The organism is Mucilaginibacter sabulilitoris, from assembly GCF_034262375.1.
GTDB classification, from domain to species: Bacteria; Bacteroidota; Bacteroidia; order Sphingobacteriales; family Sphingobacteriaceae; genus Mucilaginibacter; species Mucilaginibacter sabulilitoris.
The window spans coordinates 6,150,378-6,171,737 of the sequence record NZ_CP139558.1; the positions used below are offsets into that span (position 1 = coordinate 6,150,378).

7 protein-coding genes and 1 pseudogene are annotated in these 21,360 nt (G+C 43.2%); all 8 read left to right on the top strand.

Annotated features, from left to right (window positions below; translation table 11 throughout):
- Nucleotides 1-6: 6 nt before the first annotated feature.
- The 8 genes and pseudogenes from SNE25_RS26075 (at nucleotide 7) to SNE25_RS26110 (ending at nucleotide 21,297) form a co-directional block, all read left to right on the top strand.
- Nucleotides 7-1,185, top strand: coding sequence for a FecR family protein (locus SNE25_RS26075; protein WP_321561957.1), 1,179 nt, complete (start codon nucleotides 7-9; stop codon nucleotides 1,183-1,185).
- Nucleotides 1,186-1,382: 197 nt separating this feature from the next.
- On the top strand, nucleotides 1,383-4,916 hold the full coding sequence (locus SNE25_RS26080; protein WP_321561958.1) for a TonB-dependent receptor: 3,534 nt from the start codon (nucleotides 1,383-1,385) through the stop codon (nucleotides 4,914-4,916).
- A gap of 12 nt (nucleotides 4,917-4,928) precedes the next feature.
- Nucleotides 4,929-6,614 (top strand): RagB/SusD family nutrient uptake outer membrane protein, encoded by a 1,686-nt coding sequence (locus SNE25_RS26085; protein ID WP_321561959.1) that lies wholly within the window; start codon nucleotides 4,929-4,931, stop codon nucleotides 6,612-6,614.
- Nucleotides 6,615-6,830: 216 nt separating this feature from the next.
- The gene (locus SNE25_RS26090) at nucleotides 6,831-8,237 is read left to right on the top strand and encodes a DUF3863 domain-containing protein (RefSeq protein WP_321561960.1); all 1,407 of its coding nucleotides are present in this window, start codon (nucleotides 6,831-6,833) and stop codon (nucleotides 8,235-8,237) included.
- Between the two features lie 171 nt (nucleotides 8,238-8,408).
- Nucleotides 8,409-9,770, top strand: a complete 1,362-nt coding sequence (locus SNE25_RS26095) for a DUF3863 domain-containing protein (protein ID WP_321561961.1) — start codon at nucleotides 8,409-8,411, stop codon at nucleotides 9,768-9,770.
- 244 nt (nucleotides 9,771-10,014) lie between these two features.
- Nucleotides 10,015-10,293: pseudogene (locus SNE25_RS26100) on the top strand (family 43 glycosylhydrolase); the annotation flags it as partial.
- A gap of 600 nt (nucleotides 10,294-10,893) precedes the next feature.
- Nucleotides 10,894-17,892 carry a neuraminidase-like domain-containing protein gene (locus tag SNE25_RS26105; RefSeq protein WP_321561962.1) on the top strand — a complete coding sequence of 2,333 codons (6,999 nt, stop codon included), beginning with the start codon at nucleotides 10,894-10,896 and terminating at the stop codon, nucleotides 17,890-17,892.
- Between the two features lie 21 nt (nucleotides 17,893-17,913).
- Nucleotides 17,914-21,297, top strand: coding sequence for a Tc toxin subunit A-related protein (locus tag SNE25_RS26110; RefSeq protein ID WP_321561963.1), 3,384 nt, complete (start codon nucleotides 17,914-17,916; stop codon nucleotides 21,295-21,297).
- The last annotated feature ends 63 nt before the right edge of the window (nucleotides 21,298-21,360 follow it).

The window sequence follows — 21,360 nt, forward strand, 5'->3', positions numbered from 1 at the left end:
ACAAAATTGGGAGCAAGAGAAAACCTCAACAAGCTTTATGAGCGATTTTTACGTAATGAAAGTAAACCTGAAGATATCCGTCGTTTGATGGAACTATTCGGCACGGCAGACGATCAGACATTACAGGATCTTGTGCGTAAGCAATTAGATGATCCATCTGCTATTGCCCCTCATAGTACAGAAAATAACGAACGGTATGATCGTATTTTTAACAACCTGAAACAGCAGATAGAGCCTGCCAGGCGGGCAAGAACACTATGGGTTAAAATTTCTGCGGCAGCAAGTGTTGTTTTACTGCTGGGTACAGGCAGTTACTATTTCTTCCGCGGCCCCGTGCCTCATCCGGTCATCGCTGAAAACAAAATACATAATGACGTAAAGCCCGGTGGGAATAAAGCCTATTTAATCTTATCAAACGGGCAAAGCATCGCATTAGCCGGACAGCACTCTGGACTTATCGGAAAAGACGCCGGAAACAGTATTTTAAAAACGGCTGACGGGCAAATAAAATATGTTAACAGGCATAATAATCATAACAATAACGAAAGCGCTCTCAACACATTGAGGACACCTGTTGGCGGCTTTTACAAAGTGGTTTTAGCCGACGGTACAAAAGTCTGGCTCAATGCGGCATCACAATTAAGATACCCTGCAGACTTCAGGAATCTGAAGCAACGCAAGATTGAACTAACGGGTGAAGCTTACTTTGAAGTGGCTAAAGATCCCGCTCATCCCTTTATAGTGCAAACAGATGACCAGCAGATCAGTGTATTAGGGACGCACTTCAATGTAAATGCCTACCATGACGATGGCGGAAGTAAAACCACCTTACTTGAGGGCAGTATCCGCGCCGCTGGAAAAAATGCTCAAGCGATCATTAAGCCCGGGCAACAAGTTATCAGCAGCAGTACCGGTAGATTAAATATTGACCAGGTTGATACCGAGCTGGCAGTAGCCTGGAAGAACGACCAGTTCATGTTTGAAAGTCAGCCTGTCAGATCATTGATGAAAACAGTGGCCAGATGGTATGATGTTGAAGTCATATACGGTGCGGATGTCCCGGATGTACGCTTCAACGGCGCAATTTCAAAGTTTGAAAATATATCGGCGGTACTGAAAATACTGGAGTCTACCGGAAAGATCCATTTTGAGGTGAGCGGCCGGAAAGTTTACGTGACAAAATGATAAAACATTTATAAACAACCAATTAAAACCTAAAAAGAAGATGAAGAAAGCATTACAATAGACCAGTCTTAACACGAAACAGGGCCCGATCAGATCGGACCCTGGATGCCGTTTGGCGCAATTTACTTAATTCAACTGTTTATCCGCAACTGCCTTCGCCTGGAAAGTAAGGGTATGTTGCATCACCAAACAAACAAATGTATAGAATTTATACCATTCAAACAGGTATTACCGGAAGGTTATTACCCAAACTATGGCTGATTATGAGACTTACAATCATTATCATGATTGCTTCTTTAGTGCAGGTGAGCGCCACTTCATTAGCACAGAGGATAACCATAAACAAAACAAATAAAAACCTGATCAGTATACTCCGGGATGTGCGAAAGCAAACCGGGTATAATTTTGTGATCACTGATGATCAGGCAGAGAAGAGCAAACCTGTTACTTTAAATGTATCTCAGGAGGAGCTGCTTCAGGTGCTGAATGAGCTGTTCAAATCGCAGCCGCTTAGTTACAAAATTGATAACAAGACCATTGTTGTGTCGGATAAAAACACAGCGGTTACCAATGTTTCGCAACGTGTTGCATCAGCCGTTGTTGAAATACGGGGTATCGTGCTCGACGAAAAGCAGATTCCTATGCCGGGTGTCACGGTTAAGCATAAAGAGAGTGGGATGGCTGTTTCGACAGACACAAAAGGTGAGTATCTGATCAAACTACCGAACGCAACCGGAACCCTGGTATTTTCTTTTTTAGGGTACCAAACTCAGGAAGTTCCTGTAAATAATCAAACCAAAATAGATGTTAAGCTTAACCCTGCAGCAAGCAGTCTTAACGAAGTGATAATTATCGGATATGGTACAAGTAAGAAAGAAGCAGATCTCACTGGCGCGGTGGCACATATCAGTGGCACTAAGATCCAAAGCCGCCCGGTTACAGGAACTTTAGATGGTTTGCAAGGCTTGATCCCCGGTGTGGGCATTACGCGTTCAAGCGGTCAGCCGGGGCAGCAAGGTTTTGCACTCACTATCCGCGGAGCATCATCCATTAATGGGAATGTTCCGCTTGTTTTAATTGATGGTATTCCCGGCGACCTTAGCCTTATCAATCCGGAGGACATTCAAGACGTAACGGTACTAAAGGATGCAACTGCAGCAATATATGGCGCACGTGCTGCCGACGGTGTTATCCTGGTTACCACCAAAAGGGGCAAACGATCAAGCGCACCCAATGTAAGCTATGGATTTAATTTAGCAGTTAAAAAAGTTGGTTTGAGAAAAAAAGCAGCTACAACTGATCATTTTGTTCGGATGTTTAACGAGGCAAATAAAAATGATGGTGAAAAGCAGACATTCTCTGATTCTACCCTCATGAAGATCGCAGCCAATGACCCGGGTGTAGGGCCTGGTGAGAACCGAAGTGTAGAATCATTCCCGATGTTTTACCAAAACCATGACTGGTACGGCAGGCTGTTTAAGACGGCGTATCGCCCAACGCATAATTTCAGCGTATCTGGCGGCGGGGAGAAGTCTTCCTACCTGGTGTCCTTTGGCGACATGCGTGACAATGGTAATATTTCGGAAGGAACCAATACATCTGTGCGAGACAATCTCCGCATTGCATTGCAAAGCAATCTTACCGACAACCTGAAGTTAGAACTGACAACGGCTTATGATTATCTGAACACCCGTACGCCTTCGCAATTGAATGATGCTATAAGCAACGGCTTGAAGATGTTTTCTTATCTGCCCGAAAAAAATCCGGCTGGCAATTACTATGGCTATCAGGGTTATGAAAACCCTGTGCAGGAACTAATTAAAGGCGGCGATAAGACGACGACGAACAACCGTTGGAGTAACAATGTAAAGCTGGATTATGAGCCTATAAAGGGTTTGGTATGGACGGGGCAGGTTGGTATAAACCTAGAGCGTTATGATGATGAAGCAAACTTCCCAACCAATACAGAATATAATTGGGATAATACACCGAACTTGCTGGTACGTAACAATCCAAACAGGGCTACATACAGGAATTCCAGCACTGTTTACAAAAATTACAGCACCTATGTCAACTATTCAAAGACATTTGGTCAGCATGAGATCAAGGCGATGGTGGGCGTTTCGCAAGAAAAATTCACGCAGGATTCCAAATATTTCCAGGGGCAGGATTTTTTCAGTAATGAGATTTTTACCCTGCCTCTGTCCGACAACAAGAATCTTCGAGCTGGTGATGCAAGTGACTGGAACCGGGATCCCTGGGCCTTACGATCTTATTTCGGACGCGCCAGCTATTCTTTTGCAGGCAGATATTATTTAGAGGGTACGCTGCGTAAAGATGGCAGCTCAAAGTTTTCTCCTGATAAACGCTGGAGCGCAATTTATCCCAGTGTATCCGCTGCATGGAAAATCTCAGAAGAGTCATTTTTCAAGCAACTTTTTACCGATAACACATTAAACCTTTTAAAAGTTCGCGCATCCTGGGGCAGAACAGGTAACCAGGATATTTCACAGTTAGGGTTGTTTGATTATGTACAGCTCATTAATGTTTTTGGTCAGTATCCAATTGATGGATCAACAGCTTCAAGATTGGCCGCGCTTAAGGGCCTTTCTTCACCACTGCGTACCTGGGAAACCATCGAAACGAAGAACCTTGGCTTAGACGTTTCATTATTTGCATCAAAACTGTCCTTGTCATTTGACCTCTACAGAAAAACTAATAATAATATGTTGGTCAGCATTACCTACCCTACAACATTGGGAGCAGCTGCTCCTTCATCAAATGCGGGAACGCTTAAGGGTAAAGGATGGGAATTTAATGGTCAGTGGAATGACAAGATTGGCGCTGTCAGCTACAACGTGGGTGCCATCTTAAATTACAACACAAACGTTGTTTCTGACTTGAAAGGTAATGATGCCTATAATTTGGGTTTAACCCAAGCCAGGCAGGGCTACCCGCTTGACTCGTATTTCGGGTTCAAGGGTACGCTAATCAGAAACCAGGCCGACCTCGATAGTTACGCTTCGAAATACGGCGGAAAAGGTATAGTACCTTCTGCACAGCCTAATGGTTATGGTGGTTTGGGTATAGGTGATGTTATGTACCAGGACATTGATGGTGACGGACAAATTACCACTTACGGCGACAAGTCAAAAGGACTTAGCGGCGATGCGGTGTATTTAGGCTCTCAAATACCTAAATTAACCTATAGCTTAACCGGCGGATTTTCTTATAAAGGTTTTGACATGAGCTTTATCATGCAGGGAACTGGCAATAAATATGTGTGGAGAGGTAATGGCAACTTCGGAGTGCCTCTGGCTCACTTCTGGTTCCAACCGCTTGATTATTTTTACGGCAGAACCTTTACTCCCGAAAACCCATCGGCCGAGTATCCGCGTCTTTCTAATAACGAAACGGTGAAGAATAATAATTATCAGTTCTCTTCCCTGTGGCTTGAAAATACTCGCTATTTAAGAATGAAGAATATAACCCTTGGATATACTTTCAATAATATTCAGATTGCGCGGCTTAAGCTGCGTAGCATCAGGCTTTATCTGAGCGGGCAGGATTTGTTTGAGTTTGCCAAAGGTACGCGGAATGGTATGTATGATCCTGAAGAAACCCGGGTGCCGCAAACCCTAACTGCGGATGATGCAAATAATACGGATTTTTATGAGAACAACTACCCGATGTACCGCACATTTTCTATAGGCCTAAATGTTAAATTTTAAAATCTTGCAGCAATGAAAATACTTAAAATTTCCAGCATAATTTTTCTGGCCATCGTGGCTACGGGTTGTAAAAAGTTTCTTGATCTTAAACCACAATCCGATATTTCCGATTTCACATTCTGGCAATCTGCCAATGATTACCGTTTGGCAGCAAACTGGTTCTATAATTCTTCACTGGATGATCCTCATTACGGAGGGTCGTATATGAATGATAATAATTCGGACATTGCATTCGGAACTGAGGTTAGTTCAATAAGTTCTGGCAAGTATGTTGCGCCAGAACAAGATGATAATTGGGATAATAGCTATGCAGCTATTCGTAACGCAAATAAGTTGATAGAGGAAGGGACAACTTCTTCTATCAAAAACGACGTCAAGCCTTTCCTTGGTGAAGGATATTTCTTTCGTGCGTATAACTACTTCCGTCTTTTAGACCTATACGGGGGAGTTCCCATCATTGACAAGGTGTTACAACCAACCGATCCATTAGTATTTAGTGCTCGTGCCTCCCGTGAGGCCGTGGTGAACTTTATATTGGGTGATCTCAACAATGCAATAACCAACCTGCCGGTGAAGGGTAGCGCGGAAAAAGGCCGGATTTGCAAAGAAGCTGCCCAGGCCTTTAAGGCCCGTGTATGTCTCTTTGAAGGCACCTGGAGAAAATTTCATGCTTCAGGTGACGGAAACGCTTTGCTGGATCAGGCGATTGCAGAATCAAAAAACGTGATCAACAGCCACGCCTATTCATTAAACAAAACAAAAAGCGACTCGAGCTACCGGTTGATGTTTATCGACAACTACAGCATGGATAACCCGGAAACAATAGTCTCAAAAAAATATCGTACAACTATTAATGTGAATGGTTGGGCTTATGGCGTATCCTGGGGTAACCTCAATCCCACAAAAGCTGCTGCCGACCTGTATCTCTGCAAAGACGGGTTACCTATTGATAAATCTCCATTGTTTAAGGGGTATGATTCAGCCCGCACAGAGTTCCGTGGCCGGGACCCGCGAATGACGCAGTCTTTGATTCTGCCTGCTATAAAGATTGTTCGACCGCAATATGATAAGTACCGCCCTCAGTGGCCCGGAGTAGACAATAATCGAAATGTAAATTCCGGCTATATGTTGTATAAGTTTATATCTCAGCAGGCCACGCCTGGTGATGGCGGTGGCGCGTTCGACTGGAATATTATCCGCTATGGAGAAGTACTGGCGATTTATGCCGAGGCGTCTTACGAACGTAACGAATCAATTTCTGATGCAGATCTCGACTTATCTATAAATTTATTGCGTGATCGCGTTAACATGCCGCACCTCACCAATGCCCTGGTAAATGCCAATGGTCTGAACATGAGGTCGGAGATACGCCGGGAAAGAACAGTAGAATTAGCATTCGAAGGTTTTCGCTGGGATGACCTGCGCAGATGGAAGACAGCAGAAACAATACTGCCAAAATCTGTACTGAGTGTGAAAGTTACTGGATCGGAATGGTCTAAACAAGTGATTACGCTGGATGGTGCAAGCTATAATAGTTATTTTTATAACACCCCAGCCGCTCAGTTAGAGAATGGTTTTAAAGTATTGCAACCAGGTTCGCAACGGGCTTTCGATGTAAACAAAAATTATTTGTTGCCGATACCAACAAAGCAGATATCTCTAAATCCAGACAAACTCAAACAAAATCCGGGCTGGTAGATCACATAACTATTTTAGAAAATATGGTGAGCATTTAAGCAATGGTCACCATATTAATGGGATCCCGGATGACAATATCTCCGGGGCCCTTAATCAACAATAGTTATCTATCTTGAACAATATGCATTATTTTGACCACCAGACCTGTTTCTGAAGCTATAAATCTGGAATTGTCTGTGGTAAATAATTGCCAATTAAAATTTTAATAAATAAAATATGAATAGACGGTCATTCGTAAAGAATACTTGTTTAACGGGTGCGGGGTTGTTAGCCGGGGCGCATATACTTAACGCTTCACCCCTGGGCATGTTGGCACCAACCCAACTGATTGGGGGACGATTCGTCACCCTCTGCATTATGATCCGAACTACGCCCTGGGAAGTATCCAGAGATGTGAAACTGCATCCTCGTGACGAAGAAAAATGGCATACCCTGGAGGGTGTTAAAAACCTGCGTGAGGCCTTTGGCACCAATAACCCAGAAGGCCGTTTAACCTGGGGTTTTACACTGAATGCACTTGAAGATAAGCGTAATAATTATGCGCAAATCCGGGAGTATACGGCTTACTGCCAGGCGAAATATGGAGATGAGGTAACGGTGTTTCCAGGGTATTTTCCGGCAATGTACCTTCCGCCAGCGCGAATCAATAAAGAGTTATCCGAGGCCTTACAAATCATTTCAGATTTTGTTGGACGCGGCTATAAGCCACAATCTGTTATTGGCGGTTTTTTGCCGGCAGAGTCCTTGAAATATTTGGCTGAAAAGGAAAACATACATGTAGCCCAAGCGGTTATATGGAGTCAGCACAATATTGACGGTGGCGGAGCAGATGGTTCGCTATCCTATCCTTATTATCCTTCTACTGAACATTTTTGTAAACCGGGTCAGAATAAAAAAGATATTATAGATTGTGTGAACCTGGATGGATGGTCAATGGATTTTATCTGCGCACGGCAGAGTGGGCAAACTGGGCATGAAATAACTGGTTATAATAGCCGGCGCGGTGTAGGGCCAATAGAAACCTATAAAGGTTGGGGGCTGGAACTGGGGAACATGGAGGTAATGCATACCCAGTCAATACATTTTGATAAGGGATTCCAGCTAAATGGCTTTGGATGGGTGCCCAATATATGGGAAGCACAATTAGTGTATGAATTTGGAATGGATTTTATCTGCAGCGCGATGAAAAAATGGGTTACCGATACGTTGAAGCGGTGGCCGGACACCAAATGGGTAAGTTTTGGAGAATTTGGAAATATCTGGCGTAAGCATTATAAAAACAATGATGATTACAATTACAAATTCGTTGAGCGGGGCTGCGGACTGGGAGATTCGTATAACAATCTGGAAATCAGGTGGTTTATGAATAAAGCCTTTAGACTGGCCTTGTTGCATGACTGGCATCATAAGACCCCGGAAATGGTCATTGACTTCACGCGGTATGATTTGCCTGTGCATGAGCCAACAGGCGCGCGGCCAGATAAGCCCGTAAAGGACTGGAGCCTGATAAACCGGATCAACCAGAAGGGGCTGCGGCCAGAGGATAAACCCGTGTTGTTGAAAGAACTTACAGACGTAGAGCAGGAATTGATATACAAATATTACCCTGAGCTTAAGGGTTAGTATGTCGGGTTATCATATCATACGTGACCGGGCTGGTCTACGGCATCTTAACAACACAGTTGTAAACCTGAACACATTAAATATGCGGCCCAGGCGCAATCGTAAAAGTACAATTCGTGCACGCTTCAACAATAAAAGTCGGCACGCTAATAGCATATCTAAACAATATTTATGAAAATCAAATCATTATTTCAATTATCCAGTTTGTTCCTGTTGCTTTTTTTTAATGCCCAGGCACAACAAAAAAAGCCAAAAGAAACATCAAAACTGATGGGTAACAGATTCCTTACATTAAATGCGGTTATCAGGGTGAACCAGATAGAAGTGTCCAGAAACCGCAATGTAGGGGAAGATGAACGGGCCCTGCACACCCCTGAAAGGGTAAAAGCTTTTAGAAATGCGGTAACGGAAGGTTTCCCCGGAGGTAAGATGACCTGGGCTTTAAGCTGGCTTGCCCTCCAGGATACCACCGCCGCATATCAGGAGATCAGGAAAATAGTAATAGGGTACCATCATCAATATGGTGATGAAATAACCTTTATACCAGGCGCTTACTTCGCAAACGCCTACAATACTACCGAACAGGTTAACAAGGATATTCATGATGCTCTTAGTATTATCAGCAAAATGGTAGGTAATGGTTACCGGCCAAAAAGCATTGTCGCTGGTTTCCTGTCTTCAGAAAACCAGCAATACCTGGCCGAAAAAGAAGGCATTCATGTATGCCAGGGAATTATATGGAGCCAGTTCAGCATTGACAATCAGGATGGAGATGGTTCTGTGTGTTACCCCTTTTACCCTTCAAAAGAACATTTCTGCAAACCGGCGCAAAACGCGGCAGATTTTGTTGATTGCGTAAACCTTGATGGCTGGTCGGTCGACTTTCTTGCGGGCAGAAGGGCTGGGTTTGCAGAGGGGTTTAACAGCAGGATGGGTGTTGGCCCCATTGAAACGATCGGCAAATACGGAAAGGAGATTGGTCTGAAAGAAATGATCCATACAACAGCTATTCATTTCGACAAAGGATATGAACTGAATGGCTTCGGGTGGGTAACCAATTGCTGGGAAGTGTCCCTACCAATGGATGTTGCATCGCTAAAAGACTGGTTGACCCAGGTCAGGGCGCGGTGGCCGGACACCAGGTTAATTACTCAAGGTGAGTTTGGTCTGAGGTGGCGCGCACATTACAAGATGAATACCTTCAATTACCGTTTTGTTGAAAGAGGTTCCGGTATCGGCGGTTCCGACGCCGATAAAGAGATCAGCTGGTATATGAATAAGGATTTTCGACTGGCATTGTTAAAAAACCCGGGAAAAGACACATCTGCCAAAGTGATCGATTTTACTAATTATACAATTCCGGCAAAAGAACCTGCGGAAATGACACGCAAATGGAGTCTTTTGGGCGAAATCAATCAAAAGCAGACACGCCCACAGGACAAGCCGATTCCGATTGATTCATTATCTGCGGCCAGCCAGGTATTAATTAGCAAGGATTATCCGCAGTTACTGAGCAGTCCAAAAAAGAAATAAGTTACTTCGTTTCTAAATCCTGCCTTCACGTTGGCTGCCTCAGGCATTGGTCAATGCTTTGGGCAGGAATTGGCTAAACAACCATCGAGTGTTTCCAGCAGGGAAAATATCTTCTCTTTGGCCTTTTATTGTTGACATTCCCATTAATGCTATTTGCACAGCGGAATGACGGAGCCGTTATTCCCGGAGATTTTGCAGATCCTTCGGTTATTAAGGTAAACAACACTTATTTTGCTGTGTTTCTTCATCAGAGTGGGCGCCAAATTTCCCAATCTACTGGTCTACTGATTTAAGAAACTGGCACCAGAGCGGTTACCTTTTTGATAAGGTACCAGATTGGAAGTCAGGATCATTTTGGGCGCAGGAGTACTATAAAATAAAAGATACCTACTACATTTATTATACTACCCGGCGTAAATCTGACAATGCGTCCTACATCAGCGTAGCCACATCGAAATACCTACAAGGTTACGAGGATATTTTAATTTCCTTCGGCTTAGGCAAAAAAGGCCTTTTATGGTGAAGCAAAATAGCGAGCGAATCACCGATAGCACTTCAAAATAGTCCAAACTACAAAGATATCCAACCATTGCATAAATGATTTAAAACCATCTATAAATCCTGCTGAAAAAAAAATATTAATTTTCCTTTGAATATAAATTTTAACTATTAATTTTACTTCTATTCTTTGTAAGCCGCTTCTATTTTTAGGCTACTTTACAGGACTCCCTAATAGATTCATTGAATCTTGCCTGTTAATTAAGTATCTATCCCTATTTTTTAGGTATGATTGGTTACCATCCAATTGTGCCGGATTATACCATATAAACAAATTTATACAGTAATAACTGGCTTTATTATCTGCTTAAACGATCACCAATTATAAACCTTGGTTAAAGTTCCTTAATCGTTACACTATGGAATATCTACCAACCATTTGTAATAAAAAGAGTTCTCAGCGATCCCGTTGCGACTATTCGTTATATCCGGATAAACCAATGGTTAACCCACCGCCGAAATTCATGGCGAACCCGAACTCTTCATAAGAGTTAATAAGCTATCCCGGTTCTATTTAAATCTGATTTAGTATATCCCCCCTGTAAACCTTTCTCAAATTACAAATATGACCTCAATAACCCCTCCCCTGAACCCCGGTGACAACACTGACGCTGTTGCCAATCTCAAAGCGGCGTTAAGCCTGCTCATTACCCGGCAATTTATTGTTTTAGGCACTGACGTTGCGGCAGACTGGCCTGCATTAATTAATAACGAGATCGGATATGGCGATATCACAAAACGTGCAGTGACCACATTCCAGCAGTTAAAGCAGATTCAGGCAACGGGCATTGTTGATGCGGCCACGGCAACCGAACTTAATACTGTACTGAATCAGTTAGGCGCAATAAACAATGTGGGCGGATATATCTATATGGATTACGGCATTCCGGCCAATAACGTAAAGCTGCGTTTATATTCAAGAAATTTTGGCGGCAACGACACTGTTGTGGCCGAAGCTAATACTGATGAGCAGGGAAAATACAATCTCAACTATAATGCTGCCGGCATTAACTCCGGTAACTTTGAAGTACGTGCGGTAGACGCTGCAGGAAAAGAAACGCTGTTATCAGATACGCTTTTCAATAGCCAAACTGTTTCGAACCTGAATTTAATTGTACCGGCGGCTGTCTCACCCGTTACTCAAAGTGAATTTACGCGTTTAAGCACCGACATAACGGGTGCAATAGGCGATTTTAGCAAATTAACCGATGCCCAGGAAAAGGATGACAGGCAGGACCTGACACTGCTTAGCCAGGCCACCAACTGGGATGCCCGCCCCATCGCTCTGGCGTCATTAGCCATAAAAATGAGCCAGGCTACCAGCTTACCACAGGAGGCGGCTTATGCGCTGGTGAGATCAGGGCTGCCATCAGATGCAGACCACCTGGCCCAGGTTAATGCTGATGATGTGCATAAAGCGCTGGATACCGCAACTACTGCTGGGATCATAAATTTCAACGATGATCAAAAGAAAGCCGCGGTAGCCGCGTTTCAAACCTTTGCAAATAAAACAAGATTAAGTACAAAAGATTTTAGCTCATTATCAACATATAGCGATCTGTTAACCAATCAGAACCTTACAGCGGATGAACAGCAGACCTTCGCTAACGCGTATTTCTCACCACGTAAAAATGCTGCAGAACTTTGGAAAAAAGCTAAAGACGCGGGTTTAGCAGATGATAAAATTAAAGGACTGCAACTGCAGGGAAAACTTGGTATGTTAACCGTTAATAATGCGCCACTTACAAAGGATCTGCAAACAAACTTTAGCGACCTCGACGGCCTTGTAGCTGCGGGATTATATGAACCTGAAGCCTGGGATGCCAAACTAAAAACGTTGGCTGGGACACAGGATGATAATGCCGACGCGCTGGATAAAATGATTCCACCAGCCTATATTGGCGGAACTGTTGCAGAGCGGAAGCAAGCTTACATAACCGATATGGCAGCTAAGGTGAGCATTGCTTTCCCCGAAAAAGTAGTACGTGATAAAATTGACAAGGGTAAGATTGTATTGGGTGATGCGACAACACAAACAAGTGTTAGCAGCTTTTTGAACAAGGCCGAAGGATTGGGATACAAATTGAGCGGTACGCACATTGACACATTTGCCAGTGCGAATGACGCCACCTTATTTGCCGGCGTTTCAGGCGCCGATAAAAGTAAAACGATTGAAGGTGTAAAAACGCTAAGCCGTGTACACCAGATTACACCAAATGACCAATCAATGCAGGTATTACTTGAATTGGGTCACGTATCTGCCCAGGATATTGTAGCTGTTCAAAAAGTGGATTTCGTGAACAGATTTGCAAAAACCTATGCTGATAAATTTAAAATAACGCTGGATGAAGGCATACGGATAGGTACAATTATCTATAACAAATCGCAACAAGTTACCACGGTAACTTACAATTTTTTTACCTCTGCAAAAACCGCCCAACAGGCTCCGCCCGTTTTCGCCATTTCAGGTACTTCGGAAAGACAAGCACAGGACAAGGGCAGTTTAGATACTAAAATTGCAGGTGCTCCCAATTTACAGGAGTTGTTTGGGTCATTGGATTATTGCGAATGCGAACATTGCCGTTCGGTACTGAGCCCGGCAGCATACCTGGTTGATCTGTTGCAGTTTCTTGATCGTAAAGATACCGACTGGCAGTACTTTATTGATAAATGGAAAACTGATCATGCGGGGCAAGACTATACCGCAAAATATGCCAAGCCGTATGATGCTTTAATAGACAGAAGACCGGACATTGTGAACTTGCCGCTAACCTGCGAAAATACCAATACGGCACTCCCGTATATTGATATCGTAAACGAAATATTAGAATATTATCTTGTAAACAATAAGCTTAGCGTTGATACGGCTCATGATACCGGCAATGCAACAACCGCTGAATTACTGGCAGAACCACAGTATGTAGAGCCAAAAGCATATGGTATGCTTAAATCTGCAAAGTATCCTTTAGGCTTGCCGTTTGATTTATGGATTGAAACAGTCCGTCAATTTTGTAATCAATATGAAACCCCGCTTTGGCAGTTAATAAAGAACATACAGCCGGTAACCGGTACCAGTTTTGAAACTCAAAACAAAATTGCTGTTGAATCTTTGGGAATTTCGCCCGATGAATATGCAATTTTTACCGGAGGAGATTCGCTTAAAAATTTATTTACCCTTTATGGGTACAAAAGCAATGCAGAGATGGCCACAGGTCTCAAATCGGCTAAGCAATTAGCAAATAGGCTTGGCGTTAGTTACAAAGAGTTGCTTTCATTAATGCAAACACAGTTTATAAATCCCAACCTCAGCAAATTGATCTTGTTGCAAAAAATGTCGGTATCCGTAAATGATGTATTCCGCTTTACAAAAGCCGCCAGCTTTACTCCATTTACTGATGATGAAAGACAAGCTTTTGATGATAAACTGGACAGGATAAAAACGCTGTATGGCACTGATGCACGCGCGGAAATCAAATCTTTATGGAGTGCAGGAGTATTTAAGCAACTTTTACTGCTTAATGATACCAATGCCGTTTGCAATTTTGACGCTACAATTGTAGGTTATGCTGATAAAGATGCATCAACGTTTGACTTGCTTAAATTTAATTTACTGGTAAGGCTATGGAAAAAACTCGGTTGGAAAATTGAGGAGGTTGACCAAGCCCTGCTTGTCCTTTTACCAGCCAATTTACGAGCCATAATTCATGATCCAACCAAAGCAGATGCCGATCGTGCCAAAGCCCTGGCTGATGGCTTTGACAGCGCGTTGTTAAATATCGCTCATTTAAATGGATTGGCTTCACAGGTAAATATTGGCGACAATGCATTGATAAAGCTGACTTCATTTTGGGCAGATATACCCAATATAACCACAAATTCATTATACAGCCAGTTATTTCTTTCACAAAACGTACTTAAAATTGATACTGTATTTGACGACGCGCTGGGTAACTATTTGACCAAAGATGTTAACATTAAGGATGCTCAAAAAGATCATTCTATTGCCATACAAGCTGCACTAAATTTAACGGCAAATGATATTGAGCAAATATTTAAAGACAATGCTCAGAATTTAGCTACGGCCAAACTTACCATAGCTAATATTTCATTAATATATCGCCACGCGGTACTCGCCAAAGTTTTGCAATGTTCGGTTCCTGATCTGATTGCGCTTAAACAACTATCCGGATTGGATCCGTTTACACCCCTTACTGCTAATGCTTTACAAAAAAATGAGGATGACACTATTTTAAATCAAACACTACAATTTGCAGAATGGGCTGCACAAGTGCGAAACAGTGGTTTTAAGTTGGAGGATATTACCTTTCTTTTCAGGCATCAATTTGATCCGACCGGAAAATACCGTAATGTACAAACAGATGCCGCCGCGGCTATAACATTAATTGCCAATGAAATAAAACGCATTAATACTGATTACGCCGTACCCGGGAATCCAGCCAATGCAGCCGACCTTAGTTCATTTGCAACTTTTACCGACGACATACTTCAGCAAACATTATCACTTGTATTTCCATTAGATAAGGTTCAAAGCTTTTTAGCAATGTGGACAGGCAGGGTAGCCAATAACTGGACCGTTGTGAGCGCCAATTTTGCCGGAATTTTGGATCAGCCTAAATTTAACTCACTTTTTGTACCCGACGCGGCGGCGGCTACCGATGTGGTAAAACAACAGAATATGTTAACCAAACGGGCAACTCTGGCCAAAGCGTTGCTTCCGTTTATTCAGAGGAAGCTGATCGTACAGTCGATTTACAAGATATTAGCAAGCTCAACTTCCGGCGATCCTGCTCTTATTCAATGGCTCATTACCAGTCCGACTCGTTTACATAATACGACCCAACCTAATTTAGCATTAATTGAAACATTTTTTCTTTCTAATAATGCCGTAAATGCAGTTGCCGCGCACAATGCTTATATTTTGCTTAATAAAGTTATTCAACTTGCTTCCGGATTTCAGTTGAGTACTAAAGAATTGCAGTATTTTGTTAGCCACGCGAAAGATTTCAATAATCTTAATTTGAGCAGCATACCCGTTGCCGGCAATAGCCCGCTTCCTAATGCCCAGGCATTGTTTAAAGCATTTATGCGCCTCTCTGATTATGTGAACTTAAGGCAAGACCTTACCGGGGGCAGCGATGACCTTATCAATATATTCACCAAAGCAAGGCACTCATACGCTGCTGGGTCTAACAGCGCGACAACTCAAACTGCGCACTTGAATGCCTTGTACCAGCTAATGGCTAATTTAACCCGCCGGGATTTGAGTGTGGTTACAGCTGTGGCCAAACCATTAGGCATACAGGCAACTGCCGCAACTGTCGATGGCCTGCTTGCGGTAACAGCCGCTGCCTTCGTGGATGAACGTGGGATTACCACTTTATGGAACGCTTTAAAATTGGTCCAAACCTTTGGTATTCCGGTAGAGTCGTTAACTGAAGCTTCAAAAATAACTACTACAGGCCTGCCTGATCAGGAATACCAGGCTATTGCCGAAAATTTAAAAAACGCGGTTAAGGCAGGATATGATTTAGACGCATGGCAGCAAATTGCCCAACCAATATTTGACAAACTGCGGCAGAAACGAAGAGATGCCCTTGTTGCCAGTTTACTGCATAATTTTAGTAATTTATTTAGCAGTACCGAAGAAATGTATGAGTATTTCCTCATAGATCCGGGTACTGAACCAATTGTGCAAACTTCGCGCATTCGTATAGCCACCGCCTCAGTTCAGTTATTTATTCAGCGATGTTTATTAAACCTGGAAAATCGTTGGGACAAAAAAGTCCCGCCCGGCGCTATCAATTCTAAATTTTGGCAATGGATGAACCGATACCGGGTTTGGGAAGCAAACAGAAAGATCTTCCTGTGGCCTGAAAACTGGCTCGAACCCGAATGGCGTGATGACAAAACCTTTTTATTTAAGGAACTGGAAGCAAAATTATTGCAGGGGGATGTGTCAAATGACCTGGTTGAGGACGCCTTCTTTGTTTATCTAAAAAAATTGGAAGAAATAGCCCGGCTGGATATCGTAGCGATGTATTGCGATGAGGATCCTGTAACACCCGAATCAAATACCTTGCATGTGATTGGCCGTACGTTCGGCTTTCCCCATAAGTATTTTTATCGCAGGTATGCCCAGCAGATGTGGACACCCTGGGAATCTGTAGACGCCCAGATTGATGGCGATCATATAGTTGTAGTAATGTGGCGAGGACGATTGCATATTTTGTGGGTAACATTTATTGAAAAAATGGATGCCACCGGCGGCCCTAATGCCGGATCATCTTCTGCTACAAAACTGAGCGACTGGCAGGTAGGCAGTGCTTTAAGTACAATTACCAGCGGCGCACAGCTAAAAACAATGGAAGCACATTTGCATTGGACCGATTATTACCAGGGCCAATGGAGCGAAAAAAAATCAGGAGGCCTCGACAATCCAATCTCCGCGCAAGTGTCGGTATCCTACCAATCAAGCTATGTTGATATTATTGTTACCAAAGAGACAAATATTGATGATAGCCTTGATGGTGCGCTTCATATCAGCCTGAGCGGATTGAATCAGGCGTTCCGCCTGGTAAACAAAAACAGTCCGCCCGAAATAATTGCATCAGAGAGCTTTCCCGCCTGGAAATTCACATCTAATTATTATGTTATCAATCGTTTAAATGTAGACAGGAATAACCTGGCGGTTAGTTACCCTCATAGTGTTACCACATTAAACGGAACTGTTCAGAATTTACAATCTGATCCGCAAACTATTTTAGGCAAAACGCCGGGCCGGTTTAACCTTGTTCCCTGTAGCCAACCGGTTACTATGGGTGGCGCCGAATTTGGCCCTTTGATCACCCCGTTTTTCTATCAGGATAATTGGTACACCTTCTACGTGGAACCCACCTTATCCGAAACTCAAACCATTAATGAATGGGATGAATGGGTAGGCGGCCCGCCGGTAATTTACGAACCACCTAAAATTGACTGGTCAACCATTCCCATCCAACCTTATTATCCATGGCCTAAAAACGTACCGGTGCCAAAAGTTGGCGATCCAGGACACATTGACATTGGCGACACCCGTATAAAGGTTCAGCCCCAAACGAGGGCAGACTGGACCACAAACCCCAATGTTTACATCAAATATGATCAACGTGTTATAGGCAAGGATACCGGAATGAATGTATTTCTCAATAAAACCAACAGTAAATCACCCGTATTGGTTAAGGAAAGTGATCAGCTAAATAGTGTGTTACATGGTTCAGGTACCGCTGGCAGCGTCATACTTGTTCCAACAAGTGGAGGCACTAAAATTTCGGATTCAGTGATAACCAATACACCCGTACTAACAAATACTCCTGTGCTAACTAATACCGGTGTAATTACTAACGCACCAAGTAATACGGTACTCGCAAATACCGGCATTACAAGTGTTTTGGGGCCTGGTTCGGGAACTGTGTTAGTAGGTGGCGGCGGTATTTCCGGAATACAAAAGACCATCCCCTCTCAGCACCTGGGCGGCATTTTTGCAGAAAACATCATAAAACGTTAACAGTTCTAAAAACTATAAGTCATGGCAACTCAATATAAATCTTTTCACGATTCATATATTAATTCGCTTTATTATAAACCATTTGTAAATAATTTACCGCAAGGACCAACCTCCATCCATTATACCCAGATAATAAAGGAGCGGCGCTTGAGCTATGCTTTTACCCCCCATTTTCACCCCTATGTATCGGCCTTGCTTAACCGGTTAATACAGCGGTCTGTCCCAGGGTTGCAGGCTGCAGACACTGAATACAAAACCAACGCGGATGGTTCTCCGGCTCTTTTTGATGCAGCTTATGATGATGTAAACAAACGTGGTAAAAGGATACCGGTTTTGCATGAGGATTTTTTCAAATCAACTTATACGCCTAATGCTGATAATATTCCTGATTTTGTGGCATCCCCTCTACCCGTAAAAGAGCTGGACTTCTCCTCACACGGGGCATACTCTGTATTCAATTGGGAACTATTTTTTCATGTTCCCTTAACAATAGCCATGAACCTAAGTAAAAACGGGCGTTACGAAGAGGCAAGGCAATGGTTCCATTATATTTTTGATCCTACCGACGACAGTGATGGGCCTACTCCCGAACGTTTTTGGAAAGTACAGCCTTTTCAAACCACACATATCAAATCTATTGAGGAGATCATGATCAACTTGTCTACCGGGGATGATGAACAATTACGCCAGGATACTATCAATAGCATGATGGCCTGGAAAAACAACCCATTCCGCCCACACGTTGTGGCCAGGTACAGACAGTCCTCATACATGTATAAAACTGTTTTTGCCTATATCGATAATCTGATTGCCTGGGGCGATGCCGATTTCAGAAATGATCAGCCCGAGGATGTAGACGCCGCTTTATTAAAATATGTGCTTGCAGCAAACATACTGGGCCCCCGCCCGCAAGAAGTGCCATCAAAAGGCAGCGTAAGGCCGCAAACTTATGCTAACTTAAAAAAGGATCTTGACGCTATGGGCAATGCGTTAAGGCCGCTTGAAACAGATATACTTTTCAACGTTGCTCCCCCAGCCACTGATGACAGTGATGACGATAAGCTTAGCCTGATCCATAGTCTGGGGAATACATTATATTTTTCAGTTCCGCGCAACGAAAAATTATTGTCGTACTGGGATACTGTTGCCGACAGGTTGTTTAAAATACGCAACAGTCTTAATTTACAGGGAATTTTCAGACAGCTACCCCTGTTTGCCCCTCCTATTGATCCCGCCCTGCTTGCAAAAGCTGCTGCTGCCGGACTTGATATATCAGCAGTGGTTGCTGGCTTGAACGCACCTTTACCCATCGTACGTTTTCAGTTACTCATTCAAAAAGCCACCGAAATATGCCAGGAGGTAAAATCACTGGGAAATAACTTGCTCTCGGCTATTGAAAAGCAAGATAATGAATCTTTATCCGTGCTGCGGGCACATCATGAAAGCCTTATCCTCAGCATGTCCGAAAGCGTTAAATATGCGCAGCTACAGGATACTATTAAATCGAGAGAAAGCTTACTGGTATCATTAAATAGCGCAGCTGAGCAATACATTTATTATGAACGTCAGTTAGGAAAGGAAACCAGTGATATTAAGCTGCCTGAGTTAAGTGAGCTTGATCGCGACGGGCTTATTAACATGAAGGCGATGATGCAGGAGCCTACTGTTAGTTTGCGGGATGTGGATATAGACATTTCAAAGGATTTAGGTGCGTCGTTAGGCAAGATCGTAAACAGTTTTGAGGCCGAAGAGTTAAACAAATTAAGCTCGGCCCGTGATATGCAGGATGCTGTTCATGGATTACGAATAGCAGCCCAGGCAGTGGCCCTTATACCCGAGTTTGGTATTGACCTGCACTTTTGGGGAATGGGTGGCCATGTTGAATTTGGCGGAAAGGAACTTTCTAAACTGGCCCAGTTTACAGCCGATGTAACCTCAGCAATAGCCGATCATACCACCTACGAGGCCGGAAATGCTTCAAAGATCGGCAACTACACGCGCAGGCAACAGGACTGGGCCTTTCAAAGCAATGTCATTTCGGGCCAGATCAACCAGATATTTAAACAGATTCGCAGCGCGCAAATAAGGGAGGCTATTGCCGAAAAAGAATGGAAAAACCATCAACAGCAAATAAAAAATGCAGAGGAAATTGAAAACTTCCTTACTGATGAAAAAGTAGGTAAAAAAACGAGTCAGGCCTTTTATGCCTACATGAACGGTGCCGTTAAAGATCTTTATAATCAGTGCTTTCAGTTTGCTTTTGATCTGGCAAAAAAGGCGGAACGCAGCCTGCAGCAGGAACTTGGCGACAACACGCTAAGCTTTGTACAAACAGGTTATACAAGTGGGAAGGAAGGGTTGCTGGCCGGCGAAAAATTATACATGGACTTGAAGCGCATGGAAATGTCATACATGGAATTAAACCAGCGCGAATACGAAATTACCAAGCATATCAGCTTGATGCAGTTAAACCCAACGGCTTTACTGGCGCTTCGCACCACCGGTCGTTGTACCATAAAACTGCCCGAAGAGTTTTTTGATATAGACGGTCCTGGTCATTACTTCCGGCGTATAAAACATGTATCGATAAGTATTCCGTGCATCGTAGGTCCATATACCAGCGTTAATTGCACGCTTACGTTAACCAAAAGTACTATACGTACCAAACCTGTGTTGAGCAATGGCGCATACGCTTCTACCGGCGATAATGATGATCGTTTTGATATACACTTTGGTTCTATGCAGTCTATTGTTACCAGCAACGCTCAGGATGACAGCGGCATGTTTGAAACAAACATGCGCGACGAACGAAAACTACCATTTGAGTATTCGGGAGTAGAAAGCGAATGGCAGATATCGTTACCTGGCCGGTTAAACGAGATCCACCAATTTAATTACGATACCATAACCGATGTAATTATTCACATGCGCTACACTGCAAGGGAAGGCGGTGAATTATTGCGTGCTGCGGCAATGAAAAACTTAAAGGCCCAGATTGATTCGTCTGAAGCCGCAGGTACTGTAAGGTTGTTTTCTGTGAGGCAGGAATTTCCTAATGAGTGGGAAAAATTCAAATCGGTAAAACTTGGTACTAATGCACCATTTGCCGGGCTAACCTTGCCTCTGAAGGAAGAACATTATCCGTTTTGGAGTAAAGGATCAGTAGCAGCCATAAAGCAAGTAAATGTATATGCCAGGTCTGCCAAAAATAATATTACGATGCGTCCTTCGGCTGCAGATAATACTAAGGAAGATGCTTTGACCAATGCCGACAAATCATTCGGCAACTTAGTAAGTGGTAAATTATCAAAAATACCTTTACCCGCTCCTGTTGGCAATTTCACCTTGTTTTTTAATGATAATACGATGAGCGATTTGTGGATAACCGCAAGCTGGGGAAAATAAAACTTCAGCCGGTAACAATTATTGAAGTTGCAGTAGAGCATCTGCTTTACTGTAGCTGTGTCA